We start from the raw sequence: 24,978 nt of genomic DNA, 5'->3' as shown, positions 1-24,978 counted from the left end.
ATGAAAACCAGCGAACTTGATAACCTGATCGTCGTTTATTTTGGCCAAGATTATGACCTGATAAATGCAGAGGGCGATATTACTGCGCTGATCGCAGAGTACATTCGTCTGGCGACTCATCAGCAGCGCGAGGCTTTGGTCAATGAGATAGATGCGTTATTGGCGCAGGATAATGTGGGGTCATTGTTCAGACAACGTTTCGGCTTTACCTTCAGCCCGGAGCTATGGGGCACAACGGTTCCCGCGTTTTTGCAGCAGGTGCGTAGTGCCCTCGCGAAGTCATTGACGCATACCAAATGAAGTCCCAGCGTTTGAGGTAATCATGAAACGGATCTTCCCCCTCGCATTCCCTTTCCTGCTCGCCGGTTGCCCGTCGATAGGCGATCGCGTCCCCGTAGACTACTCCGCTACCGCCGGCTTGCGTGAGGGCAAAGTATGCATCACCGTTCAGCCGCAGGGGGACGAAAAGCTCGCGGGCATCTCGATCTACCGATTGGATGAGGCGCAGAGCCGCACATTCAAATTCTTCGATCCGCTGCGGGATGTCGCCCCCAATCAGTGCGTTCCTGATGAGGGCTACGTATTTACGCCGGGGCAGCAATACCATTTCTCCGCGAAGCTGGTCTCCCTCAAGAAACGGCAGGCGGGCGAGTTTCCCTCTGCGCGTGAATTCGTCTCCGAATTCGTTGTGCAGCAGGAAGGCAATCAACTTAGGTTGGAAGCCCTCCGCTCCCCACGCTAACCCCAACCCCAAACCTACCCCAAATCTACCCCAAATCCCCCCCATTGCTGGCGATCACCTTTTTATACCACCAGAACGATTTCTTGCGGGTGCGGGCGAGAGTGCCGTTGCCCTGGTCGTCGCGGTCGACGTAGACAAAGCCGTAGCGCTTGCTCATTTCGCCGGTCGAGGCGGCCACCAGGTCGATGCAGCCCCAGGTGGTGTAACCCAGCACCGGCACGCCGTCGGCGATGGCGTCGGCCATGGCGCGGATGTGTTCGCGCAGGTAGCTGATGCGGTAGTCGTCCTCAATTTCGCCTGCTGCATTGAACTCGTCGTGCGCGCCCAGGCCGTTTTCCACCAGGAACAGCGGCTTTTGGTAGCGGTCGTACATCATGTTCATGGTGATGCGCAGCCCCAGCGGATCGATGCCCCAGCCCCAGTCGCTGCGCGGCACGTGCGGGTTTGCCAGCGATTTCACCACGTTGGCGGCGCTGCTGTTGTTGTCGTTCATGTCGGCGGAGGCGCAGCGCGAGGCGTAGTAGCTGAAGGAGACGAAGTCGACGGTGTGCTTCAGGATGTCGGCGTCTTCCGGCGCCATCGCGATGCTCACGCCTTTCTCGCGGAAGACGCGGGCGGCGTAGGAGGGGTAAGCGCCGCGCGCCTGCACGTCGATAAAGAACAGGTTCTCGCGGTCTTTCTCCAGCGCGGCCCACACGTCTTCCGGCTTGCTGGACCACGGGTAGAAGTTGCCGCCGGCCAGCATGCAGCCCACCTGGTTGGCGGGGTTCACTTCGTGGGCGATGCGCGTCGCCAGCGCGCTGGCCACCAGTTCGTGGTGCGCGGCCTGGTATTTCACCTGTTCGGGGTTTTCGTCCGCTTCAAACACCAGCCCGGCGCCGGAGAACGGGCTGTGCAGCAGGATGTTGATCTCGTTGAAGGTCAGCCAGTATTTCACCAGCCCGTCGAAGGCTTCGAAGCAGGTGCGGGCGTAGCGGGTGAAGAACTCCACCATCCTGCGGCTGCGCCAGGAACCGTATTCGGTCACCAGGTGCATCGGCACGTCGAAATGGCACAGGGTCACCAGCGGCTCGATGCCGTATTGGCGGCACTCTTCGAACAGGCTGCGGTAGAAGGCGATGCCTTCGGGGTTGGGCGTCAGCTCGTCGCCGTTGGGGTAAATCCGGCTCCAGGCGATGGAGGTGCGGAACACGGTAAAGCCCATCTCCGCCATCAGCGCGATGTCGTCGCGGTAGCGGTGGTAGAAATCGATGGCGTCGTGGCTGGGGTAAAACTCGTCGTCGCGCAGGCTAAAGCGCTTCTCCAGCCCTAGTTTGACCGCCATGCGGTGCGGGCCGTGCGGGATCATATCGACGGTGGTTAGCCCTTTGCCGCCCTCGCGATAGCCGCCTTCCGCCTGGTTGGCGGCTAAAGCGCCGCCCCATAAAAATCCTGTCGGGAATGTTGAGTCAGACATGCAATCCTCTGGTGTCTCAATGCGTTGCGCTGGCGGCGTTCGCCGCCGGTGCGGTTTGGCCGGGCGCGGCGGCGTTTTCCGGCAGATCCTCGAAGCCCAGCATCAGCGTGAGCACGAACGACAGCACCACCGAGAGCGCCATCACCGCCACCACCCACACGATGCTCATCGGGTTGGCCGGATCGAAGGACTGCACGCTGGTGAACAGCCCGGGCGAGGCCATCGAATGGCTGGCCAGGCCGCCGATGCCGGCGACCGCGCCGCAGACGAAGCCGCTGATCAGGCTGGCGATCAGCGGCCGTTTCAGGCGCACCGCCACGCCGTACAGCGCCGGTTCGGAAATCCCCGCCACGATGGCGGAGGCGGCGGCGGCCAGCGCGGTCTGGCGCAGCTCGCGGTTCTTGGTTTTCAGCGCCACCGCCAGCGAAGCGCCGCCCAGCGACAGGTTGGCGCCGATCTCCGAAGGCATCACCATGCCCTCTTTGCCGGTCTCGGCGATGGTCTGGATGATGGTCGGGGTAAACACCCGGTGCATGCCGGTGATCACCAGCAGTGGCCAAATCGCCCCCATGATGGCCACGGAGAGCCAGCCCAGATAGCCGTGCACGGTGTAGACCAGCGCAGAGATGCCGCTGCCGATCCAGATGCCGAGCGGCCCGATAAGCAGAATGGCGATCGGCGCGGCGATCAGCACGATCAGCATCGGTTTGAGGAAGTTCTTGGTCACCGCCGGGGTGATGCGATCCACCCCGCGTTCGATGTGCGACAGGATCCAGGTCATCACCAGCGCCGGGATCACCGTGTAGGTGTATTTCACCGCCGTCACCGGGATGAAGGCGAACTCCACCGCCTGGCCCTGCGCCGCCTTGGCCATCAGATCGATAAAGTTGGGATGCACCAGCACCCCGGCGATGGCGATCGCCAATGACATGTTGGTTTTGAACTTCAGCGCCGCCGAGGCGGCGACCATCACCGGCAGGAAGAAGAATGCGCCGTCGCCGATCACGTTGAGGATGACGAGGGTCGAGGAGCCTTTCTCGAATACCCCGGCCATGTCCAGGATCATCGCCAGCAGCTTCACCATCGAGCCGCCGATGATGGCGGGGATCAGGGGCGACATGGTGCCCACCAGCGCATCGAGAATGCCGGCGCCGATGCCCTTCAGGGTGAGCTGGCGTTTCACCGGGGCGGCGGGGGCCGCCGCGCCCGGCATGCCGAGCGTCAGCACCGCCTGATAGGCCTTGGCCACCTCGTTGCCGATGATCACCTGGCACTGCTCGCCTCTGTGCACCACACCCAGCACGCCGTCGATGGCCTTCAGCGCCGGCGTGTCGATCCGCGTTTTGTCTTTCACCACGAATCTCAGGCGGGTCATGCAGTGGGTCACGGCCTCGATATTGCCCGCGCCGCCCAGGGCGGCCACGATGGCGTGCGAGATCTCTGCGTAGTTCTTCGGCATGGCGTGTCGTCTCTCAGATAGCAATTCGGATAGCCCAAAGGCGCATATTTACTGCTTGGGCGATCCGTCGTTCCATCCGTATGAAACGCCCATAAGAAACCGGTTTCACAAAATCATGTATTGGTGTTTTGTGGTTGGCAAGAACTATGATTTTTGGTGTTTCGTTTTCGTGATCTGGATCGTCAGAGGTTAGTGCGCACCGACGCTCAGGGGCGTGAAAGCGTTCCAAACGCCGGGCGTCTTGGGTAGACTGCGCTGAACCCATGGATTTTGGCGGCGCACAGATGGCAACGATACTCGAGGTGGCGAAAAAGGCCGGTGTTTCAAAGGCGACGGTGTCGCGCGTTTTGTCCGGCAGCGGCTATGTCAGCGAGGAGAAGCGCGCGTTGGTGGATAAAGCCATCGCGGAAACCGGCTATCGGCCCAACCTGCTGGCGCGCAGCCTGGCGACCAACACCACCCAAACCCTCGGCCTGGTGGTCACCAACACCCTCTACAGCGGCAACTACTTCAGCGAACTGATGGCGCAGTCGGCGCGCATCATGGAGGCGAACGGCCGCCAACTGATCCTGGCGGACGGCAAGCACACCGCCGAAGAGGAGCGGGCCGCCATTCAGTTTTTGCTGGATCTGCGCTGCGACGGGGTGATCATCTATCCGCGTTTTCTGTCGATCGCGGAAATGGACGAGATCGTCTCCCAACACCGCCAGCCGATTCTGGTGATCAACCGGCGGCTGCGGCTGAACGACAGCTACTGCATCTTCAGCGATCAGCACGCCGCCGGCGCGGCGGCGGTGGCGCACCTGATCGCGCGTGGGCATCGCGACATCGCCTTTATCACCGGCTCGCTCGATTCCCCCACCGGGCTGGAGCGGCTTTCCGGCTACAAATCCGCGCTGGCGCAGCAGGGCATTGCGGTTAACGAGGCGTTGATCGTCGAAGGGAAATGGCACGCGCAAAGCGGCGTGGCGGCGGTCGATGCGCTGCTGGCCGGCGGGCAGCCGTTCAGCGCCATCGTCGCCGGCAACGACGAGATGGCCATCGGCGCGATGAAGCGGCTGGCAGAGCGTGGCGTGGCGGTGCCGGAGGCGGTATCGGTCATCGGCTTCGACGACATCCCATTGGCGCCCTATACCGTGCCGTCGCTGTCGAGCATGAAGATGCCGGTCACCGAGATGATCCAGGAGACCATCAACCGCCTGCTGTCGATGCTGGACGGCGGCGAGCTGAGCAAGCGCCCCAGCTTCCCGGCCAGCCTGATCGAGCGCGAGTCGGTGGCGGCGGGGCCGTATTTTCAAAAGAGGTAAAACGGTCGGATTGGCTTATTGTTCGCCACGGTAAGTTATATAAATTTTCTGTACTTCAGGATCGTCCATGCTGCCGTAGGAGATATTTTCTTTATCCAAGCCATCCAGGCCTTTTATTCCACCGATGATGGTTGGCCAATCATCGCGGCTGGCTATGTCGATGACAAAAGGTTGCAGATATTGGTCGAGATGTCTTTGAGCGGGGGCGTTTATCTCGTCAGTCAAAGCCTGGAGGTAGTCATGCTTATTCGTTTCTGCCCAGTTAATGCTGAACCCGGCACGGAAGCTGAGCTCCATGAAAACTAACAAAATCGTGCGGCCGTTGCCGTCCAGAAAGGGATGCGCGAAAGCCAATAATCCCATGACTTCCCCTGGCCGTTCCCTGAAGCGTTGTTCGTCTGCTGCCAGCCGCAGCGCATAATCAACGGCCCTGCGGATAGAATCAGGACGTTCGAAGACCGTATGGCGCGGTTCATTCTTTGAGCCTTTGAAGACGGCAAGATGGGGGACCAGCGTGTTTCTGTCTTTTCCCGCCCAAGGATAGAAACCAGAGAACAGGATTTCGTGAACTTTCAGAATAGACGGGTAACCTATGCGCTGCGTTTGGTCGAGGTAGTTGAGGGCGTCTTCGATGCTTAATTCGAATGAAAGATGTTCTGCCTTTTTTATTTCATCGGGATCTTTAAGCTTCAGGCTATTTTGCAGATAGCCGTTGGCATCAAAATCGCCGAAAGGATCAAACATCATGCTTTGAATTTCTTGCGAACGGCCCTCTGTTCGCGGAAATAACGCCCCTGAAGGCTGAGAATTTCAGACTTGGTCAGGATACCCTTTCGTTTAAGGTTAACCAGTAATTGTTCCACCTCATCCAATTCGACAGCGTCGTCAGCCAGGCCGGTAATGGCCACCGCCATACGGCTCATGCCGTCGCGGTAATGTGTAATTTCATGGTCTTTAGCCAGTTGATGAACATAACTGGCAACGCTAACGATAGCTCTTTGGGTCACGGGGCATCCTCCATTATTGGTCATATTTTAGCATACCAACACGGCGATGTCGCTAAAGCGCAGCGCGTTGCAATGCGTCAGCGTGCCCCATGGGCGCGGTTTTTCGCCCTTACCCCAACCCCCCAATCCTTCCCCGAATCTCCTCCTCCGGCAGATCCACGCCGATAAACACCAGCGTACTTTTGCGCTCTTCCTCCGGCAGCCACTCCCGATCCCAGTCGGCGTTATACAGCCGTTGCACGCCCTGGAACAGCAGGCGGCGCGGCTCGTCTTCGATAGACAGAATGCCTTTGTAGCGCAGCAGGTTGTCGGCGTATTCCAGCAGCAGGCCTTCCATCACGTCGGAGATTTGCATCAGCGGCAGCGGGCGTTCCAGCGTCACCACGATCGAGCGGATGTCGCTCTGCGGCTGCGGGATGCGGCGGAACAGCGGGGCGGGCGGCGTCAGGTTGAGTTTGTCGTTCAGCGTAAAGCCTTCGATGTCGAACAGCACGCTCAGATCGATGTCGCCGTGCGTTACCTTGTAGACCGGCGCACGGGCGTTCATCCGCTGCAGCCGCTGGATCAGCGCCTCGCAGTCCGGCGCCACGTCGGTTTTGGTCAGCAGGATGCGGTCGGCGTAGCCCACCTGCGCCTGGGCGATGCTGAACTGGCTCAGCTGCTGCTCGGCGTGCGCCGCGTCCACCAGGGTGATGATGCCGTCCAGCAGGAAGCGCTCGCACAGGATCTCGTGCGAGAAAAAGGTCTGGGTAATCGGGCCGGGATCGGCCATGCCGGTGCATTCGATGATCAGCCGATCGAACGCCAGCTGGCCGCTGTCGGCGCCGTCCAGCAGATCCAGCAGCGCATCCGCCAGTTCGTTGGACTTGCTGCAGCAGATACAGCCGTTGCTCAGGGTGGTGATGCGGCTGGCGCGATCGCCGATCAGCGCGTCGTCGATCGGCACTTCGCCGAACTCGTTCTCGATAACCGCGATTTTATAGCCGTGTTCGGCGTTCAGGATGTGGCGCAGCAGGGTGGTTTTGCCGGCGCCCAAAAAGCCGGTCAGGATGGTGACTGCGATGGGTTTCATACGGGTCCTTGTGACTGCGGGTTAACAGCAGCGCATGCCGCCTTTGCCGTCGCCGCCGTAGCGCGCTTGCTGGCGCTCGCGGAAAAATTCTTTATAGGTCATCACCGGCTTGTCCGGGTGGTTGTCTTTCATGTGCTGGACGTAGGTATCGTAGTCAGGCACGCCCACCAACATGCGCGCCGCCTGCCCGAGATACTTCCCCGCCTGGCCGAGATTTCCGAACATAAGCCTTCTCCAACTTTACCCTGCATCACTACAGCGCTTGCTTAAGCCTGATATTAGGGGAAGCCGGGGGATGGGGTTCCCGCAGGGATGCCCCACCTCCGGGTCGCCCCGGGTATCTCGATTGCATCGCGCCGCACGCCTGGCATCTTGCGATGTACAGGCCGTGCGGCTTTGGGTACTACTTAACGTTTATTATGCAGGGTATCCGTTAAATCACATCAATGCTGGGTCGAAACTTTGACCTCCCCCTCAGTTACGCCGTCGGCGGGCGCGGCCTGCGGCACCGGCACGTAAGGCGTTTCTTGATCGGTGCGTTTCGGGTTCTTGTGCGCCGCCATCGCGGTTTTCACCCCGTAGAAGATGATACTGTACACCACCAGCAGGAACAGAATGCTCAGCCCGGCGTTGGTGTAGTTGTTCACCACGATGTGGTTCATGTTGGCGATCTGCTGGGCGCTCAGCTCGGCGCCGCCTTCGGCGATCTTGCGCTTGTACTCGCCGGCCAGGAAGAAGAAGCCTTCCAACTGCGGGTTGTCGCTGAACAGCTTCAGCCCCAGCGCGTAGGTAGTGCAGATCAGCAGCCACACCGCCGGCAGCACGGTCACCCAGATGTATTGGGTGCGCTTCATCTTAATCAGCACCACGGTGCCCAGCACCAGCGCCACGGCGGCCAGCATCTGGTTGGAGATGCCGAACAGCGGCCACAGGCTCTTCACGCCGCCGAGCGGATCCACCACGCCCTGATACAGCAGGTAGCCCCATAGCCCGACGCAGCCGGCGGTGCCGACGATGCCGGCCACCAGCGAGTCGGTTTTCTTCAGGAACGGCACGAAGTTGCCCAGCAGATCCTGCAGCATAAAGCGGCCGGAGCGGGTGCCGGCGTCCAGCGCGGTCAGGATGAACAGCGCCTCGAACAGAATGCCGAAGTGGTACCAGAAGCCCATGTTGGCGCCCGGAATGATCTGGTGGAACACGTGGGCGATACCCACCGCCAGCGTTGGCGCGCCGCCGGCGCGGTTCAGCACCGAAGGTTCGCCGATGTCGGTGGCGGTCTGCAGGATCTGTTCCGGGCTGATGACGAAGCCCCAGGAGCTGACCGCCGCCGCCGCGTGCACGGTGACGTCCTTCAGCGAAGCCATGATCATCGGCGCGTCTTCGGTGCCCAGGCGGTGCAGATCCGGCATGGTGATGCCCAGCGCCGCCGGCGGGGTGTTCATGGCGAAGTACAGGCCCGGCTCGATGATAGAAGCCGCCACCAGCGCCATGATGGCGACGAAGGACTCCATCAGCATCGCGCCGTAGCCGATAAAGCGCGCGTCGGTCTCATTGGCCAGCAGCTTCGGCGTGGTGCCGGAGGCGATCAGCGCATGGAAGCCGGAGACCGCGCCGCAGGCGATGGTGATGAACAGGAACGGGAACAGGGTACCTTTCCACACCGGGCCGGTGCCGTCGACGAACTGGGTGACCGCCGGCATTTTCAGCTCAGGGTTGAGGATCACGATGCCGATCGCCAGCCCGACGATCACGCCGATTTTTAGGAAGGTGGCCAGGTAGTCGCGCGGCGCCAGGATCAGCCACACCGGCAGCAGGGCGGAGACAAAGGCGTAGCCGATCAGCGTGAAGGTGATGGTGGTGTCTTTAAAGGTCAGCGCCGGGCCCCAGTACGGGTCGTGCGCCACCACGCCGCCGAACCAGATGGCGGCCACCAGCAGCACGATGCCGATGATTGACACTTCACCCACGCGGCCGGGGCGCAGGTAGCGCATGTAGATGCCCATAAACAGCGCGATCGGCACGGTGGAGCAGACGGTGAACACGCCCCACGGGCTTTCCGCCAGCGCTTTCACCACGATCAGCGCCAGCACCGCCAGGATGATGATCATGATCAGGAAGCAGCCGAACAGCGCGATGGTGCCCGGTATCGGCCCCATCTCTTTTTTGATGATCTCACCGAGCGAGGCGCCGTTGCGGCGCGAGGAGATGAACAGCACCATAAAGTCCTGCACCGCCCCCGCCAGCACCACGCCGCCCAGCAGCCACAGCGTGCCGGGCAGGTAGCCGACCTGCGCGGCCAGCACCGGCCCCACCAGCGGCCCGGCGCCGGCGATGGCGGCGAAGTGGTGGCCGAACAGCACGTTCTTGTTGGTCGGCACGTAGTTGAGGCCGTCGTTGTTGACCACCGCCGGCGTGGCGCGGCCGGCGTCCAGCTTCATCACCTTGGTGGCGATGTACAGGCTGTAGTAGCGGTAGGCCACCAGATACACCGCCACCGAAGCGACGACGATCCACAGCGCGCTGATGTGTTCGCCGCGGCGCAGCGCCACCACGCCGAGGCAGGCTGCGCCGAGTATCCCCAGCAGCATCCACGGAATGTGCTTTAAAATCCCCTCTCGTTTCATGAGGTATCCTTAATTCCAGTCTGCAAAATATGAATGAACTCATCCGCTTGTATGAGATGTCAGAGTGGCGCGGCGAGCCGTAGCGTCTTTCCCGAGGTAAGGCGGGTTTAGGAACAGCTCATCATCGCCGGGGGTAAGGGGGGAAGACAGGCGTATTTCGGTCAGCGGTCAGATCCGCCGGGTGAACGGTTGGATTGGCGGGGTAAGCGGTTGGCGGCCTGGAGAAGAGATTTGGCCGCCGGCGGGCGACGGCCTGTCTCCTCAGGCCGTCTGCATGGCCTGTAGCAGGTGGATAAACGCGGCGCTGAGCGGCGGCGTGGCCGGCTCATGGCGGGTAAAGACGTAAAAGCGCGCGCTGATGTCTATCTCCTGCGTCGGGATTTTCTGCAGGTGCAGCTGCGGGGCGTAGTGCGCGACCACCCGATCGCTCAGCAGCGCGATATAGCCCTGCTGCCTGACCAGGCACCAGGTCGCCAGAAAGGAGTCGGTCTCGACGATCTGGCCGTGCGGCGTGTAGCGTTCGGCGATCTCGCGGATGGCGGCATGCCCCACCGAGCAGGAGCGCGGCACCACCCATTTGGCCTCGGCCGGCGGCTGCCCGGCTGCGGTAAGATCGCCCCCCTGATAGAGCGAGAAGCGCTCGCTTTTCAGCGCCTGCATGGCCAGATCGGCGCCGCCCGCCGCGCCGTTCAGACTGCTGACCGCCAAATCCAGCTCGCAGTTTCGCAGCTGGGCCAGCAGGCCTTCCGGGCCGTCCTCCACCACCGTCACCCGGGTATGCGGGTAGCGGCGGTTGAAGCCTTCGAGCACCTGAGGCAGATAGCAGAGCAGCGGATCGACGCTCATCCCCACCCGCAGTCGCTTCTCGCCGTCAGCGCTCAGGCCGCGCAGCTCGTCAAACGCATTGAGCAACTGATTGGTGGCGGCATCTATTCGCCGGTAAAACAGCTCGCCGACCGCCGTCAGGCGCACGCCGCGGTTGCTGCGCTCCAGCAGCCGCGCGCCGATGGTCATTTCCAGCTCTTTCAGCACCCGGCTGAGCGTCGGCTGCGAGATGGCCAGCTTTTTCGCGGCCTCGTGCAAGCTTCCACAGTGGACAATGTCCTTGAACATCGTCAGATGAGCCAGCTTTGGCATGGTTTTCATGGTTGATCTCCCTGGAAGTGAAAGGCATCAGCCGGAGCCGGCGATGCGGCTGTAATAGGCCTGCTTCATCATGCTGTCGTTCAGCAATTTATTGATGGTTTGGTCGAGCACCGGCGTGGTGACGGAGGCCGGCATCAAGGTGGCGGTGATCTCCACGTCGTCGTCGCCGAAGGGTTCGATATCCAGATGCGAGATAAAGCAGTTTTCCCCTTGTAGCACCTGTTTGAATTTGGCCAGCGCCTCACGCTGCTCATGCTCGAAGGCAATGACGCAAATCTGGTAGGTAGACTCGCCGTTAACGTCATTGAAGGGCTGTTTGTTGACCATATTGACCAGCGGGCGCAACAGGGTGTTGGCGGCGAGCACAAACAGCGTGGCAGCCAGCGCATCGCCGTACAGGCCGCAGCCGGCGCAGGCGCCGACCGCCGCGGAGCCCCAGAGCGTGGCGGCGGTGTTCAGGCCGCGGATGTTCATCCCTTCCTTCATGATGGCCCCGGCGCCGAGAAAGCCGACGCCGGAGACCACGTAGGAGATGACGCGCACCGCGCCGCCGCTGCCGTCGATGGTCATGGCTAGATGGACGAAGATCGCCGCGCTGGTGGCCACCAGCGTGTTGGTGCGCAGCCCGGCGGTGCGCTGGCGGAACTGTCTTTCGTAGCCGATGGCGGCGCCCAGGACGGACGCGGTCAGCAGCGTCAGCAGTGTATGAATGAAATGCATGATAATAACTCGATGTATTATCCGCTTATCATGAGCCACCCGTGGCGGGGTAACTCTTGATAAACAGGTAGTTAAGTTGGCGGGGTTCCGTCCCGCCAGGCCAGGGCGGCGCTCAGTGCGCGGCGGCGATCTGCCGGCTGAGCGTCTCGCTGATTTTGTCCGTCAGCGGCTGCATCCCCTCGCGGGTGCGCGCCTCGCGGCGCTGCGTGATGTGATAGCAGCCGTCGAGGGTGCCGGCGCCCAGCAGGAGGATGCGGTCAGACATCATCACCGCTTCCTCTACGCTGTGGGTAACCAGCACGATGGAGCGGGTTTTGATCTGGCGCGTGCTCCAGATACGCAGCAGATCGCTGCGCAGGTGTTCGCCGGTATAGACGTCCAGCGCGGAAAAGGGCTCGTCCAGCAACAGCAGCATCGGTTCTACCGCCAGTGCGCGCGCGAAGCCGACCCGCTGGCGCATGCCGCCGGAAAGCTCGCGCGGGTAGGCGTCGCGGTAGGGCGTGAGCCCGACCAGATCGAGCATTTTCAGCGTCTGGGCTTCGACCACCTGCGGCGGCAGATCCTGCGCCTGCAGCCCGAAGGCGATATTTTGGTAGACGTTCAGCCACGGGAAAATGGCGAAGGTCTGGAACACCATGTTGATCTGCGGATTCGGCCCCGAGACTTTTTTATCCCCCAGCATCACGGTGCCCAGATCCGGCGCGATCAGGCCGGAAAGCATGCGCAGCAGGGTGGATTTACCCGAGCCGGACTGCCCCAAAATGCTGACGACCTCGTTGTCGTAAAGGCGCAAATTGATTTCATTCAGCACCAGACGTTTCTCTTTACCGGTAGGCTGAACGCTTTTGCTGACGTTATTGACCGTCAGCAGCGTGGTTTTTTTTACCATCATGATCCGTCTCCACCCAATTAAAAATATGAGCATAGAAAAATGGCCGATATTTATCGCCGGGCAGGCGTAAAATAAATGCGGGTGCAAATAAGCCTGACCGTTATCGGACTGTTAATACGCTTATGCTGGAGGGGTTAGCCCATCGGGCGTGCCGGTGCGGCATGCGCGGAGGCCAGAGGCTGAAGGGTAAAGCGAAGGGATGTTATAACTGACTCATATCCTGACACTTTCAGGATGCAATGGGATGACTATTGCTCCTGTAACCTCAGCGATTCCAACAATAAAATAAACAACCAACTGTCGCCGTCCATATCATTCTCCCGTTATTTTTCGTGTGGCCATAATACGCGTGCCATAGCCTGTTATTCAATGTGGTTACGCCGAATTATGGCGGCAAAATGTAATTTAATATGAATGCGGGAAAAATTTTCTTTATTCATTAAACGGGGCGTAAACGGAAGGCGCGAGAATGAATATAGGCATCATTTTATGGAAATATAAACCTGAATTAAACGAGAGAATAAGAGGCCAGCGGAAAGTCACATAATAAACCGGCCGGAGAGCGCCCTCCGGCCGGGATGAGGATCAGAACTGATACATGATGCCGGTTTCGACGATGTCGTCGGCGCCGGCGCCGACGGCGTTCTGCCGTTGCAGCAGGTTGAGTTTGTACTCTACGTAGGTCGACATGTTGGCGTTGAAGCTGTAATTCAGCGCCAGATCCAGGTATTTGACCAGATCGGCGTCGCCGATGCCGGGCAGGTTGCGGCCGCGCGTTTGCAGGTAGGCCACCGAGGGCGTGACGCCGGAATCGAAGTGATACTGCGCGACCGCCTCAATAGCGTCTGCGCGCGGGGCGAAGCCGGCGTAGCGATCGCCGTCGACGTAGGTCATGTTCTCGGTGCGCGCGTAGCTTGCCGCCAGGTAGAGGTTGTCCTGGTCGTATTTCAGCCCCAGGGTCCAGGCCCGGGCGCGATCGCCGTCAGCCAGGCCGAAGCGCTGTTGCGCCACGGTGCGCGCAGAGTTGGCGTAAGCGGCGCCAACGTTGAGCCCCACGCCGGTGTCGTAGGTGGCGGAAAAGGCGTAGCCATCGCCGTTTTGCGTCTGGATATCCTTCGCCCGTTGAGCGTCGTCTCCCCGATTCTTCCCCTGATATTGCAGGCCGAGATCCAGGCCGTCGACCAGACCACCCAGGCTGCGGCTGTGGTAGGTCAGCAGGCCGTTGGCGCGGCCGGTCATAAAGTTGTCGGCCGCTTCGTAGCTGTCGTTGCCGAATTCAGGCAGCACGTCCGTCCAGCCGGCCACGTCATACAGCAGGCCGTAGTTGCGGCCGTAATCCAGGCTGCCCCAGTGGCCGAACGTCAATCCGGCAAAGCCCAGGCGGGTATAGCTGTCGCCCGGCCCGGCGCTCTCCGGCTGATCGAGCCCTGCCTGATATTCCCATTGGCCATACCCCGTCAGCCCGTCGCCGATCTGCGTCTCGCCTTTGAAGCCGAAGCGGGTATAGGAGCGGTCGCCGTTATTGTCGGCGTCGCTGCTGAAGTAATGCACGCCGTTCAGTTGGCCGTACAGATCCAGTTTATTGCCGTCTTTATTGACGATTTCCGCGCCGGTGGCGGCCGCCGGCAGCAGGATGACCAGCGTCATCAGCACGCTTTTATGGTTCATTTCAGTTCCCCAAGTGAATGAAAACAGGGCCGTTAACCGGCCGATTGCGCTTGCGCGATTTTTTTGTACAGGCAGCTGCGGATCCGATCGGTGAGGTGCCGCAGGCTTTCCCGGTTGCGCGCCGCACGCGGGATATTGACGCTGAATTCGTCGTCGATCCGTTTGCTGGTCGCGTCCAGGATCAGCACCCGATCGGACATCAGCACCGCTTCTTCGACGTCATGCGTCACCATCACCATGGCGCGCGTGCGCAGCCGGTTGTCTCCCCACAGCGCCAGCAGGTCGCCCCGCAGTTTTTGCGCGGTAAAGATATCGAGGGCGGAGAAGGGTTCGTCCAGCAGCAAGAGGTCGGGCTCTACCGCTAACGCCCGGGCGAAGCCCACCCGTTGACGCATGCCGCCCGAGAGCTCGCGCGGCCAGGCATGCTCATAGCCGGTCAGGCCCACCAGGCGCAGCAGCGCTCCCAGCCGCTCGGCGATCGTCTGCGGCGGCAGCCGTTGCGCCAGCAGGCCGAAGGCGATGTTGTCGTACACCGTTAGCCAGGGATAGAGCGCGTAGGACTGAAACACCATGCCGACGTTGGCGCTCGGGCCGTCGACCGGTTTGCCCGCCAGCGTGAGCGTGCCGCTGCCCGGTGGGATCAGCCCGGCCAGCATGCGCAGCAGCGTGGACTTGCCCGAGCCGGATTGCCCCAGAATGGTGACGAACTCGCCGGCGTGCACGGTCAGCGTCACGTCGCGCAGCACGGGTTTGGGGCGCTTGTTTTCGCCGATAAACGTCTTGTTCAGCCGGCGGGCGCTGATAATCACCTCTTGAGTCAGCATGTTGTTCCCCCTTGATCAGTCATATTTGAATTTGGTTTCCGCGATGCGATACAGCGGTTGCCAGACGAAGATGATGCACAGCGCCACCAGCGCGCACATGGCGGCGCAGCCCAGCGCGGACTCCGGGTTCTTGCCGGCGTCGGTGACCACGGAAATGAACGCGCCCAGCCCGGTGGCGCTGAGGGTGGTGCTGCCCCACTGGATCACCTCGGCGGCGATGGCGCTGTTCCAGGCGCCGCCGGCGGCGGAGATGATGCCCGTCACGATGTAGGGGAAAATCGCCGGCAGCATGTAGTAGCGCCACCAGCGGAAGCGGCGCAGCCCGAAGGTTTCGCTGACCTCGGTGATCTGCGTTGGAATGGCGGATACGCCGGCGATCACGTTGAACAACACGTACCACTGGGTACCCAGCATGATCATCGGGATGGCCCACCAGCCGAGATCCTGATGATAAATGGCGATGAAGGCGGCGATCAGCGGGTAGAAAATGTTGGGCGGAATGGCCGCCAGGATCTGGATGATCGGCTGGAAGATCTTCACCAGCCGCGGATTCATGCCGATCCACACCCCCAGCGGCGTGAAGATCGCCACGCTGAGCAGCATGGCCGCGGCCACGCGCGCGGTGGTGAGCAGCATCCATTCCGGCAGCATGGCGAAGTACTGTTTGGGGAAGTATTCCCACAGCCGGTAACCGAACCAGATGCAGGCCAGCACCACGCCGAGATACCACAGGCTGCGCCACAGCCAGTTCCCCTTGGCGGTGAGCCTGAACAGGCGGCGCAGGCCGAGGGCGTACCACAGCCGCGGCAGCTTGAACAGCCACAGGTCAGCCAGCGCGCGCAGCGTGCGGCCGAGCGCCGCGCCGACGTGCGAGAAGGCTAGGCTGTTGTAGAACCACGGATTGCCGAGCGGCCGGCTGGCGGTGACGTCTTCGTATTTGAAGCGCGCGGTATAGCGCACCAGCGGGCGGAAAACCAGCTGATCGAGCAGCACGATGTTGGCGGCCAGCGCGACGATCGCATACAGGATCGCCGGCACGTTCTGCTGCGCCAGCGCTTCGGCGATATAGGAGCCGACGCCGGGCAGTTCGACCGAGCGATCGCCAACCGGAATGGCCTCGGAGGCCACCAGGGCGAACCAGGCGGCGGATTGCGACACCATGGCGTTCCACAGCAGGCCCGGCACCGAATAGATGAACTCCAGCCGCCAGAAGCGTTGCCACGGGTTGTAATTGAAGCTGCGGGCGGCTTCATCCAGCTCCTTGGGCACGATGCGCTGCGTCTGATACAGCGTCAGCATCATGTTCCAGGCCTGGCCGGTAAACACCGCGAAGATGGCGGTGCACTCCAGCCCCATCACGCTGTGCGGGTAGAGGTTGAGAAAATACACGGTCGTGAAGGTCAGGAACCCTACCAGCGGCACCGACTCCATAAAGTTGACGAAGGGCAGGATCACCCGGCGCAGTGGCGTATAGCGTGCGGCCAGCACGGCGAATACTACAGAAAACAGCAGCGACCAGGCCATGCCGAGGAGAAAGCGCATGCTGGTTCTGAGCGAATAATAAAGCAGGTTCCAGGCATCAAGACTAATGGCAGAGACGTTTTGTTCATTGAAGTCACCGTGCATGTCACCCCAGGCACGAATAAAAAAGGCAATGAAAAAAACACCGATGGCGATAACGATAAAGTCATTTAAATAAGACTTTCTGAAAACAGATGTACCCCGGTTATTTTGCATAACGCAATACCTTATTTTTCCCATAAGAAATCCGTCGGCGCTCGGGGAATATGCCCGGCGACACCAGATAAATACCGCTGTAGCGGTGAGACAGACGTTGTTTTCGCAGCGAGGCGATGGGTGGGCCGGCAGAGTGGGAAAGGCCGTCAGAAGGGGAACGGTTGCCGCATTCCGTGTCTTTCAGAATGCAACGCGGATGGCATTACTGAAAGACGCCCAATAGCATTAGCGTAAAACTAAAACTTTCATCGCCCATGGGGCCCTCCTCGGTTTAAATATGGCAGGGAAAGGGTAATGTTTTTCGCCAATAAAAAGCAATTGGCGCCGCGCGGTTTTTACGGTTGATGTGTAACAGGATAAATATTCATTTTTTAATCGCTATATCCGGAAAATAAAATAACGCATTGTGGTGGCGATAAAGACGGGAAAAATAAATCGCGGCGAAATAAAACGGCGCGCCTGAAGGGTGCGCGCCGCCGTAAATCAATAAACCTGCCTGCCGTTGATGCCAGCGGGGAAAATGCCGGTGGCGAAAATATGCCCGTTGGCCTGGATCTGGTCGTCGGGCAGCATCTCCAGCGGGAACTCGGCCGCCAGGCAGCTGAGAAAGGCATTGCGATCGTCGGTGGTGGTAAAGCCAATCAGATCGTAGAACAGCAGCGACGCGATCAGCTGGCGATGTTCCGGGATGCGCCGCAGCAGCGCCGCCGACGGGAACGGCAGGTGGAAGAAAAACGCGCAGGCGTTAAGCAGCCCTTGCTCCTTCAGCGCCTGGGCGCAGGGCAGCAGCTGGTAGTCGTCGATGCAGACGGTATCGCCGGGGCACAGGTGCTCGCAGGCGATATCGGCAAACCGGCGGTTCAGCTGCCGATAGGCGCGGTAGTTTTCCGGCGTGAAGTGCGCCTTCTCCGGCTGGTTGTGGAACACCGGCCACAGGCCGTCGTGGTAATAGCCCTGATAGTGGCGGCGAAACTCCTCGATCGACAGCGGAAAGGTCACCTGATCGTAACCGGCGCGCTGCCGGCAGCTGATCGGGCGCTGCGCGAAATTCTGCACGTCGCCGTTCCAGCCGAGCCACAGCCCCGGTTCGGCATCGGCCGCCAGCGTCTGGCCGGCGCAGGCCAGATCCTTACCGTCGCACTGCTTGTTGGAAATCAGCACTAAACGAGACATGGGGTCTCCTCATCAGTGAAGGGCGCGCAGGGCGTGTGCCGAACCATCGGCGCGCCAGGGTGCTTGCAGGGCGGGCAGCGTGACGCGCAGGCCGCGCAAGGCCGGATGCGCCAGGCAGCAGCGCGTCAGCCAGCTTCCCAACCCGACGCCGCGGTATTCGGCGCTGACGAACAGTTCGCTCACCGAGGCGACGGTGGCGTAATCGGTCACCATGCGGGCGAAGCCGAGCAGGTGGCGCTTGCGGTACAGGCCAAAGCACAGGCCGTGGTACACCAGGCGCTCGGCCGCCGCCCGATCCGGCAGGCTGAGAAAACGTTGGATCGCCTCGATATCCAACAACTGCCGATCGGTGCTGATATGAAAAACGCCTTTGCGCCAGCAGAGCAGCGGCTGCACGGGCGCCCGTTGCGGTTGCATATTCATGATTATCCTTAGGTTAATGAACCGGGGGGTTACAGCATCCAGCCGAGTTCGGCGGCGGTGACCTGTTCCTCGAAGCGGCGCAGTTCGGCGCTTTTGCAGGTGTGCCACAGGGTGCAGAACGCCGGGCCGAGCAGCTCACGCAGCGGATCGCTGTGGCGGAACAGCGCCAGCGCCTCCTGTTGGCCGAGCGGCAAGGGCGCGGCGTTGTCGCTCTCGCAGCCGTTGGCGGCGGGCGGCAGCGGCAGCGGCTGTTCCAGCCCGTGCAGCAGGCCGCCGAGCATCACCGCCAGCGCCAGATAAGGGTTGGCGTCGGCGCCGGCCAGGCGGTATTCGATGCGCTGGTTGGCGCTGTCGGCGCAGGGCAGGCGCAGTGCCACCGTGCGGTTGTTGTGGCCCCAGGAGGCGCGCAGTGGCACGTGCATGCCGGGGCGGAAGCGGCGAAACGCGTTGATGTTGGGCGCCAGGATCGCCATCGACGCCGGCATCAGCGCCAGCATGCCCGCCATCGCCTGCTGCATGTTGTCGCTCAGTTCGCCCGGCGCGCCGGTCAGCAGGTTCTCGCCGTGCTCGTTCTGCAGGCTGATGTGAAAGTGCAGCCCGCTGCCGGCGGCGTGGGCGCAGGGCTTGGCCATAAAGCAGGCGTGCTGGTGATGTTGCTCGGCAATCTGCCGCGTCAGGCGTTTCAGCGCCATGATCTGGTCGCAGGCTTCCAGCACGCGCCGGCTGTGATGCAGATTCAGCTCATATTGGCCGGAGGCGGCTTCGGCCACCACGCCGGTCAACGGCAGGTTTTGCAGGCGGGCGTGCCGTTCGATGTCGCTCAGCAGCGCATGGTGGCGCTCGGGCGCATCCACCGCGAAGCTCTGCGTCGGGCAGGCTTCCGCCTCGGCGGGGTGCTGCGGATCCTGCAGGTAGAACTCCAGTTCGGCCGCCACCACCGGGAAGCAGTTGCGCTCGTGCAGGCGCTTCAGCACCCGTTGCAGCACCACGCGCGGCTCCAGCTCGCAGGCGCCGCCGTCGGCATTTTGCATCGTCAGCAGCAGCTGGGCGTGGCGTTCGGGATCGCGCGCGCAGGGGCGCAGCGTGCCGGGCACCGGCAGGCACAGACGGTCCGGCTCGCCCGCCCGCTGCCCCAGCCCGCTTTCTTCAATCACCCGGCCGTGCAGATCCAGGGCGTAGATCGACAGCGGGAAGTAGCAGCCTTTCTCCAGCCCAAAGGCTTCGGCGATCGGCAGCCGCTTGCCGCGCAGCTGGCCGTTCAGATCGTGCAGATAAATATCCAGCTGTTCGGTCTGCGGATAGCGCTGCAGGTAGTGTTCCAGCTCTTTGTGGAAGGCGCGCGTTGGCGAAGCGGGCAGCTCCGCCAGCAGCGGATTGAAGCCGATGATATTAGAATGCATGGCGTGCTCCAGAACGACGACCGGTCACGGCCAGAGGCAGGGATAAACGCATGGGACAACTCTCTTGTGAGGCCATAGCGGCGATGTGAAAAGGGTATCTGCGGCGGCAAAAACTGTCTGTAAAAACGCCGTAACGTTAACGGGGCGCGGAATAAAAATGCCGTAAAGAGCGTGGCGGCGTTGGCGGGTTGGCCGCGCCGGCACGGTCTATACTGGCGAGACGGGCCGTTGAAGGAGAGATAACGATGAAGAGAATAGGGCTGCTTATCGCCGCGCTGGCCGCGTTCAACGCCACCGCGTCTTCCCCACAGGCGTGGGCCGAGAGCGAAAGGGCGATGCGAGCCGCCTGCCTGAAAGCCAGCGGGCTAAAAAACGCCAGGGTGGAAGGGGCGATCGTTCACTACGGTGATGACGTCGGCTATTCGGCGCTGTTTATCGGCGGGCGCTACCCGCAGCCGTTTATGAAAAACAAGCCGGGCAGGGAGCTGTGCTTATATCAGCGCGCCACGCAGAAGGCGGCGGTGCAGGCGGTGGAGGGGAGCAACGCGTCTGCTCAACCTTGATGCTTGATGAGGTAAATAAAAATACAGCCCACGGTGGTAATAATGGCCTCTACGAGTAAAAGTATAAAATCCATCGCCAGCCATTTCTGTAGCTCAGGAGAGGCGGTTTTTTGCACGAAATCATAGGTTTTCGCATCGAGCCAAACCTGACCCCTAATCTTGATTTTTTTCCTCTTCAGGATCCAAAGAAACCACTGTGCCTTCAATGAGGTACCTAGCATGCCGAGGCTATCGGCAAAGGCGACGTAGGGCGGAATAAAATGTCCGCTGCCGGCGTAACGTTGATAGAAAGCATCAAACTCTTTTTTATAGCGACGGTAACCAATGAATTGGATGAAGGCGCTTAAAACCAGCAATATCAAACACGATATGACGATAAATTTCATCATTCACCTACCACTAACGTCGTCAAATAATCGGAACCCATGCCACCCAGTGTGGATCCTGCGGCGCCTCCTATAGCGGCTCCAGCGATACCACAAACGATCACTCCTGTTCCTGCTGTTGCTGCACCTAACACAATTGAACAGGCTGCAATCGCAAGACCTGCACCTGCATTTCCCACCCAAATCCCCGCCGCAGTACTTGCCGCAAAATGACTGTATCCCTTCACCGCGATCTTGGCGCACTCCTGTTCGCGGCCGGTGGTGCAGGCGTTGTAGACGTCGTTGGTGGTGTTCAGCCCACTCAATCCGATGCCGATCCAGCCGCCGGCTTTCATAAACTTGGCCGCACGGCTGGCGCTGTCGACGTAGTTCGAATAGCCCTTGATGGCACCGACGCCGGCAGTGCTCCATTCATGCACCAGCGATTTACTGGAGAGCCCCAGCGCGTGTTTGATTTGCGCATACTCTTTCATATTGAGTTGAGCACGAGTAAGGCGATTCAGTAATGGTTTTAATGTACCGAACAGCCGCGCCCGTTCCACCTGAAACTGCGTGCCAATCAAAGCGCCACTCGTGCGGAACTGATTTTGGTAGGTTTTTTCAATCTCGACCAGGATATTTTTGATCTGGCTGAAGTAGCGTTCTCCGGCATCCGAAGCCAGCCCGACGACCGTTTCCCCATAGCTGGTGAAGGCGGCGATAGCGGCGTAATTGCGGTGCAAGAAGGTGGAGAAATCGCTGTCACCGGCTTTCACCAGCTTTGCTGGTGCGGCTCTTGGCCTGCATCAGGGCGGCGATCTGCGTAGATTGATTATGATTGCGCGGATCGGCGACGATCAGCATTTGCCCCGGTTGAACCAGCGGCGTATCGGCATTGAGCTGCATAAAAAAGCGTGCCACTTCCGATGGCTTGCCACCGAACAGGTAGTTGGCGTGGAAGGCGAGCGGGCCGGTTTGTTGGGCGATGCAATAGCCCGGTGCGATGATGCTGGACTTCTGTTCCATGTCGAAAAGCCTCCTTATTTTTAGGAAACTTAACATTTTCTACAGGGTGGTAACAGGTTCTGGCTCACGCTCTCGATCGGAGAATCATCTGAAAACAGCGGTATTTCGCTAAATCTGCCACTCCTTTCCTCTTTTCGATTGAATTGCTGAATGGTGTCTTATCGGTTTCTTTTGCGAGTTGCCAGGCAAAACGCCAACGGCGGTGTGGAGAAAATTATATATTCCGGTCTATCGTTTTGCCATAGATTGTACTCTATAATCAGGAGATGCCATGTGGACGGTAATGACAACGGAAGAGTTTGATCGGTGGCTCTGTGAGCAGGATGAATCGACGCAGGAAAAGGTGTTGGCTGCGCTGGTGATGCTCGAGCGTGCCGGGCCTTCTCTCCGGCGGCCTTTTGTCGACGTGCTGAAAGGTTCGTTGCATCCCAACATGAAAGAGCTGCGTATTCAGCACAAAGGGCGGCCGATTCGCGCTTTTTTCGCCTTCGATCCGGCGCGGCAGGCGATTGTGCTGTGTGCGGGCGACAAAACGGGTAATGAGAAGCGGTTTTATAAAGTGATGTTGCCCATCACGGATGCGCAGTTCACCCAATATTTGATGTGTTATTTCAAGGAGTAACCCATGAGCACCTTAAAGCAACTGCTGGCCTCCCGCACCCCGGAGAGCCGCCGGCGCATCGAGGAAATGGCCGAAGAGATGCTGTTTGAAGCGCACCTGCACCAGCTGCGGGAAGCGCTGAATATTTCCCAACAGGAACTGGCGAAAACGCTGGGCATTTCCCAGCCTTCGGTCGCGGCCATCGAAGGGCGCGGCAACGAGCTGAAGATTTCGACCCTGAAACGCTACGTGGAAGCGATGGGCGGCACGCTGCGCCTGGACGTTGAGCTGCCGGGCGGCAAGCACGTCGGGTTTACGGTCTAAGCGCGGGCTGCGCGCCACTCCCCGCCATTTCCCGTTCGATCACGGTCGCCAGCGCCTGCGCGGCGGAAGAGAGTTGGTGCTGTGCCAGGCGGATCAGTCCCACGCGCCGTTCGATGATCGGGCCGATCAGCGGCACGCAGACCGCCCCCAGCTCATCCATCTGTTGCTCGCACAGCGCCGGCACCGCGCTGGCGCCGAGGCCGTTGGCCACCATGCGCCCGACCGTCACCAGCTGGTGGCTTTCAAACGCCACCTCCAGCGTTCGCCCGCTGCGGGCCAGTTCTTGTTCCAGCAGCAGCCGCACCGCCGATGGCCGCTGCAGGGTGATGAAATCCAGCGTCAGCAGCTCCTTCCAGCTTACCTGCGCCTTGCGCGCCAGCGCCGAATCCTTCGGCACCACCGCCAGAAAGCGATCGCGGCACAGCGGGGTGAAGTGCAGGGTGTCGCTCGGCTCCGGCTCGAAGGCGATGCCCATCTCTACCCGCCCTTCGCGGATCATTTCAAACACCTGCTCGTTGATGACGTCGTGCACCGCCACGTTGATGCCGGCGTAACGATCGCGAAACGCCTTGAGGATCGGCGGCAGCGGGTTGCCGGCGAACGACGGCATGGCGGCGATCGCCACCTTGCCCATCTGCAGGGTGAAGCGCTGGCGCATCGCCTCTTCCGCGTTGTCCCAGTCCGCCAGCAGCTGGCGCGCCATCAGGAAGAAGGTTTCCCCCTCCGGCGTCAGCGTCACCCGGCGGGTGGTGCGCAGCAGCAGCGGCCCGCCCAGCGCGTCTTCCAGCCCACGGATCGCCAGGCTGAGCGCCGGCTGAGAAATATTCAGCCGCTCGCTGGCCTGGGCGAAGTTCAGAGTGTGAGCTACCGCTAAAAACGCGCGTAACTGTTTGATGCTCATTTTCATTTTGGTTGGCGTTAACTCTTTGTTAATTGTCGGTTAACGAATGATTGATAAAAATTCTAAATGAATGCGGCATAAAAACAAAATTAACAAATCATTTTTGTGACCTGAAGATGCCCTCACGCAAGCCAGGGCATTTCGCCCTGCGCCGCAACATGCAGGGGCAACGATATGGCAGGGCTCGACAAACGCGTCGGCAGCTACCAGGAAGCGCTGGCAGGCCTGACGGACAACATGACGGTGCTGGCGGGCGGCTTTGGCCTGTGCGGCATCCCGGAAAATCTGATCGAAGAGATCCGCCGGCGCGGCGTGCGCGGATTGACGGTGGTCTCCAACAACTGTGGCGTCGACGGGTTCGGCCTCGGGCGGCTGCTGGAAACCCATCAGATCCGCAAGGTAGTGGGATCTTACGTCGGCGAAAACGCGCTGTTCGAGCAGCAGGCGCTCAGCGGCGAGCTGGAGGTCGATCTCACGCCGCAGGGCACGCTGGCGGAGAAGATCCGCGCCGGCGGCGCCGGTATCCCGGCGTTCTTCACCGCCACCGGTTACGGCACGCCGATCGCCGAAGGCAAAGAGGTGCGCGAGTTCAACGGCCGCCCCTACATCATGGAAACCGCCATCACCGGCGATTTCGCCATCGTGAAAGGCTGGAAGGCCGATCACTTCGGCAACGTCATCTACCGCCACACTGCGCAGAACTTCAATCCGCTGATGGCGACCGCCGGGCGCATCACGGTGGTGGAAGTGGAAGAGATCGTGGCGCCGGGCGAACTGGATCCGGCGGCGATCCATACCCCCGGCATCTACGTCGATCGGCTGATCCAGGGCACCTTCGAGAAGCGTATCGAACAACGCACCCTGCGGGCATAAGGAGAATTCGCATGCTTACCCGTGAACAAATGGCGCAGCGCGTGGCGCAAGAGCTGAGGGACGGTTACTACGTCAACCTGGGCATCGGCATCCCGACGCTGGTGGCCAACTATGTGCCGGCGGGCATGGACGTGATGCTGCAGTCGGAAAACGGCCTGCTGGGGATGGGCGAGTTCCCGACCGAGCAGCAGCTGGACGCCGACATGATCAACGCCGGCAAGCAGACGGTCACCGCGCGCCTCGGCGCGTCGATCTTCGATTCGGCGCAGTCGTTCGCCATGATCCGCGGCGGCCACGTCGATCTGACCGTGCTGGGGGCGTTTGAAGTGGACGTCGAGGGCAACATCGCCTCGTGGATGATCCCCGGCAAGATGGTCAAGGGTATGGGCGGCGCGATGGATCTGGTGGCGGGGGCGGAGAACATCATCGTGGTGATGACCCACGCCTCGAAGAGCGGCGAGTCCAAGCTGCTGCCGCGCTGCACGCTGCCGCTGACCGGCGCCCGCTGCATCCGCAAGGTATTGACCGATCTGGCCTACCTGGAAATTGAAGACGGCGCCTTCGTGCTGCGCGAACGCGCGCCCGGCGTCAGCGTGGCGGAAATTGTCGCCAAAACCGCCGGCCGGCTGATCGTGCCGGATCAAGTGCCTGAAATGCGTTTCTGAGACGGAGGTG

The 24,978-nt window shown here is 60.9% G+C and carries 26 protein-coding genes and 1 pseudogene; 8 read left to right on the top strand and 19 right to left on the bottom strand.

The window, feature by feature from the left end:
* Both REA38_RS19020 and REA38_RS19015 read left to right on the top strand, forming a co-directional pair.
* Window positions 1–300 carry a contact-dependent growth inhibition system immunity protein gene (locus REA38_RS19020; RefSeq protein WP_060419572.1) on the top strand — a complete coding sequence of 100 codons (300 nt, stop codon included), beginning with the start codon at window positions 1–3 and terminating at the stop codon, window positions 298–300.
* A 22-nt stretch (window positions 301–322) separates the two neighbouring features.
* Window positions 323–742 carry a putative T6SS immunity periplasmic lipoprotein gene (locus REA38_RS19015; RefSeq protein ID WP_308886437.1) on the top strand — a complete coding sequence of 140 codons (420 nt, stop codon included), beginning with the start codon at window positions 323–325 and terminating at the stop codon, window positions 740–742.
* A 25-nt stretch (window positions 743–767) separates the two neighbouring features.
* On the opposite strand, the gene REA38_RS19010 is transcribed toward REA38_RS19015, so the two are convergent.
* Both REA38_RS19010 and ascF read right to left on the bottom strand, forming a co-directional pair.
* Window positions 768–2,198: a 6-phospho-beta-glucosidase gene (locus REA38_RS19010; RefSeq protein WP_308332923.1), complete on the bottom strand. Its 1,431-nt coding sequence runs from the start codon at window positions 2,196–2,198 to the stop codon at window positions 768–770.
* 16 nt (window positions 2,199–2,214) lie between these two features.
* The gene (ascF, locus tag REA38_RS19005; RefSeq protein ID WP_308886436.1) at window positions 2,215–3,657 is read right to left on the bottom strand and encodes a PTS cellobiose/arbutin/salicin transporter subunit IIBC; all 1,443 of its coding nucleotides are present in this window, start codon (window positions 3,655–3,657) and stop codon (window positions 2,215–2,217) included.
* A 284-nt stretch (window positions 3,658–3,941) separates the two neighbouring features.
* Here ascF and REA38_RS19000 point away from each other — a divergent pair, with 284 nt between their 5' ends.
* Complete coding sequence (locus REA38_RS19000) at window positions 3,942–4,964, top strand: LacI family DNA-binding transcriptional regulator (RefSeq protein WP_308886435.1); 1,023 nt, start codon at window positions 3,942–3,944, stop codon at window positions 4,962–4,964.
* 15 nt (window positions 4,965–4,979) lie between these two features.
* On the opposite strand, the gene REA38_RS18995 is transcribed toward REA38_RS19000, so the two are convergent.
* The 14 genes from REA38_RS18995 to REA38_RS18930 form a co-directional block, all read right to left on the bottom strand.
* Complete coding sequence (locus REA38_RS18995; protein WP_308886434.1) at window positions 4,980–5,711, bottom strand: Fic family protein; 732 nt, start codon at window positions 5,709–5,711, stop codon at window positions 4,980–4,982.
* A complete protein-coding gene (locus REA38_RS18990; protein ID WP_033636921.1) occupies window positions 5,708–5,971 on the bottom strand; it encodes a hypothetical protein in 264 nt (87 codons plus the stop codon). Before REA38_RS18990 ends, REA38_RS18995 begins: the two co-directional genes overlap by 4 nt.
* 109 nt (window positions 5,972–6,080) lie before the next feature.
* Window positions 6,081–7,043, bottom strand: coding sequence for a GTPase (yjiA, locus tag REA38_RS18985; protein ID WP_103829882.1), 963 nt, complete (start codon window positions 7,041–7,043; stop codon window positions 6,081–6,083).
* Between the two features lie 21 nt (window positions 7,044–7,064).
* Window positions 7,065–7,268, bottom strand: coding sequence for a YbdD/YjiX family protein (locus tag REA38_RS18980; RefSeq protein WP_004953088.1), 204 nt, complete (start codon window positions 7,266–7,268; stop codon window positions 7,065–7,067).
* 218 nt (window positions 7,269–7,486) lie between these two features.
* A complete protein-coding gene (locus REA38_RS18975) occupies window positions 7,487–9,667 on the bottom strand; it encodes a carbon starvation CstA family protein (protein ID WP_033648584.1) in 2,181 nt (726 codons plus the stop codon).
* Window positions 9,668–9,928: 261 nt separating this feature from the next.
* Entirely contained in the window at window positions 9,929–10,813 is an 885-nt protein-coding gene (locus REA38_RS18970; RefSeq protein WP_308886433.1) for a LysR family transcriptional regulator, read from the bottom strand.
* Window positions 10,814–10,840: 27 nt separating this feature from the next.
* The gene (locus REA38_RS18965; RefSeq protein WP_019453282.1) at window positions 10,841–11,533 is read right to left on the bottom strand and encodes an MgtC/SapB family protein; all 693 of its coding nucleotides are present in this window, start codon (window positions 11,531–11,533) and stop codon (window positions 10,841–10,843) included.
* A 112-nt stretch (window positions 11,534–11,645) separates the two neighbouring features.
* Window positions 11,646–12,425, bottom strand: coding sequence for an ABC transporter ATP-binding protein (locus REA38_RS18960; protein ID WP_048232564.1), 780 nt, complete (start codon window positions 12,423–12,425; stop codon window positions 11,646–11,648).
* Between the two features lie 585 nt (window positions 12,426–13,010).
* Entirely contained in the window at window positions 13,011–14,093 is a 1,083-nt protein-coding gene (locus tag REA38_RS18955; RefSeq protein WP_033652812.1) for a porin, read from the bottom strand.
* Window positions 14,094–14,125: 32 nt separating this feature from the next.
* Window positions 14,126–14,917 carry an ABC transporter ATP-binding protein gene (locus tag REA38_RS18950; RefSeq protein WP_308886431.1) on the bottom strand — a complete coding sequence of 264 codons (792 nt, stop codon included), beginning with the start codon at window positions 14,915–14,917 and terminating at the stop codon, window positions 14,126–14,128.
* Between the two features lie 15 nt (window positions 14,918–14,932).
* Window positions 14,933–16,459, bottom strand: coding sequence for an ABC transporter permease subunit (locus tag REA38_RS18945; RefSeq protein WP_308886430.1), 1,527 nt, complete (start codon window positions 16,457–16,459; stop codon window positions 14,933–14,935).
* Between the two features lie 678 nt (window positions 16,460–17,137).
* On the bottom strand, window positions 17,138–17,827 hold the full coding sequence (locus REA38_RS18940) for a trehalose-6-phosphate synthase (RefSeq protein ID WP_047729117.1): 690 nt from the start codon (window positions 17,825–17,827) through the stop codon (window positions 17,138–17,140).
* A gap of 12 nt (window positions 17,828–17,839) precedes the next feature.
* Entirely contained in the window at window positions 17,840–18,250 is a 411-nt protein-coding gene (locus REA38_RS18935; protein WP_103774097.1) for a GNAT family N-acetyltransferase, read from the bottom strand.
* Between the two features lie 29 nt (window positions 18,251–18,279).
* Window positions 18,280–19,650: a glutamine synthetase family protein gene (locus tag REA38_RS18930; RefSeq protein ID WP_161725306.1), complete on the bottom strand. Its 1,371-nt coding sequence runs from the start codon at window positions 19,648–19,650 to the stop codon at window positions 18,280–18,282.
* Window positions 19,651–19,895: 245 nt separating this feature from the next.
* On the opposite strand from REA38_RS18930, the gene REA38_RS18925 reads away from it, so the two are divergent.
* Entirely contained in the window at window positions 19,896–20,213 is a 318-nt protein-coding gene (locus REA38_RS18925; RefSeq protein WP_041037744.1) for a hypothetical protein, read from the top strand.
* Here the strand turns inward: REA38_RS18925 and REA38_RS18920 are convergent.
* Window positions 20,204–20,602 carry a hypothetical protein gene (locus REA38_RS18920; protein ID WP_369819448.1) on the bottom strand — a complete coding sequence of 133 codons (399 nt, stop codon included), beginning with the start codon at window positions 20,600–20,602 and terminating at the stop codon, window positions 20,204–20,206. The genes REA38_RS18925 and REA38_RS18920 overlap by 10 nt on opposite strands.
* Window positions 20,599–21,604: pseudogene (locus REA38_RS18915) on the bottom strand (hypothetical protein). The gene REA38_RS18920 and the pseudogene REA38_RS18915 overlap by 4 nt, the downstream one beginning before the upstream one ends.
* 271 nt (window positions 21,605–21,875) lie before the next feature.
* Between REA38_RS18915 and REA38_RS18910 the strand changes: the two are divergent.
* Window positions 21,876–22,226: a type II toxin-antitoxin system RelE/ParE family toxin gene (locus REA38_RS18910; RefSeq protein ID WP_308886429.1), complete on the top strand. Its 351-nt coding sequence runs from the start codon at window positions 21,876–21,878 to the stop codon at window positions 22,224–22,226.
* 3 nt (window positions 22,227–22,229) lie between these two features.
* The gene (locus REA38_RS18905; protein WP_019453270.1) at window positions 22,230–22,529 is read left to right on the top strand and encodes a helix-turn-helix domain-containing protein; all 300 of its coding nucleotides are present in this window, start codon (window positions 22,230–22,232) and stop codon (window positions 22,527–22,529) included.
* Here REA38_RS18905 and REA38_RS18900 read toward each other — a convergent pair.
* On the bottom strand, window positions 22,519–23,436 hold the full coding sequence (locus tag REA38_RS18900; protein WP_308886428.1) for a LysR family transcriptional regulator: 918 nt from the start codon (window positions 23,434–23,436) through the stop codon (window positions 22,519–22,521). The two genes, REA38_RS18905 and REA38_RS18900, sit on opposite strands and share 11 nt — an antisense overlap.
* 168 nt (window positions 23,437–23,604) lie before the next feature.
* Here REA38_RS18900 and REA38_RS18895 point away from each other — a divergent pair, with 168 nt between their 5' ends.
* Entirely contained in the window at window positions 23,605–24,303 is a 699-nt protein-coding gene (locus REA38_RS18895) for a CoA transferase subunit A (RefSeq protein ID WP_004933280.1), read from the top strand.
* An 11-nt stretch (window positions 24,304–24,314) separates the two neighbouring features.
* Window positions 24,315–24,968, top strand: coding sequence for a CoA transferase subunit B (locus tag REA38_RS18890; RefSeq protein WP_041037752.1), 654 nt, complete (start codon window positions 24,315–24,317; stop codon window positions 24,966–24,968).
* Window positions 24,969–24,978: the final 10 nt, after the last annotated feature.

It is taken from the genome of Serratia sp. MF1(2023) (assembly GCF_030954545.1).
Taxonomy (GTDB): domain Bacteria; phylum Pseudomonadota; class Gammaproteobacteria; order Enterobacterales; family Enterobacteriaceae; genus Serratia; species Serratia sarumanii.
The sequence above is the reverse complement of the archived record's forward strand: the minus strand, read 5'-3'. Positions and strand labels throughout refer to the sequence as shown.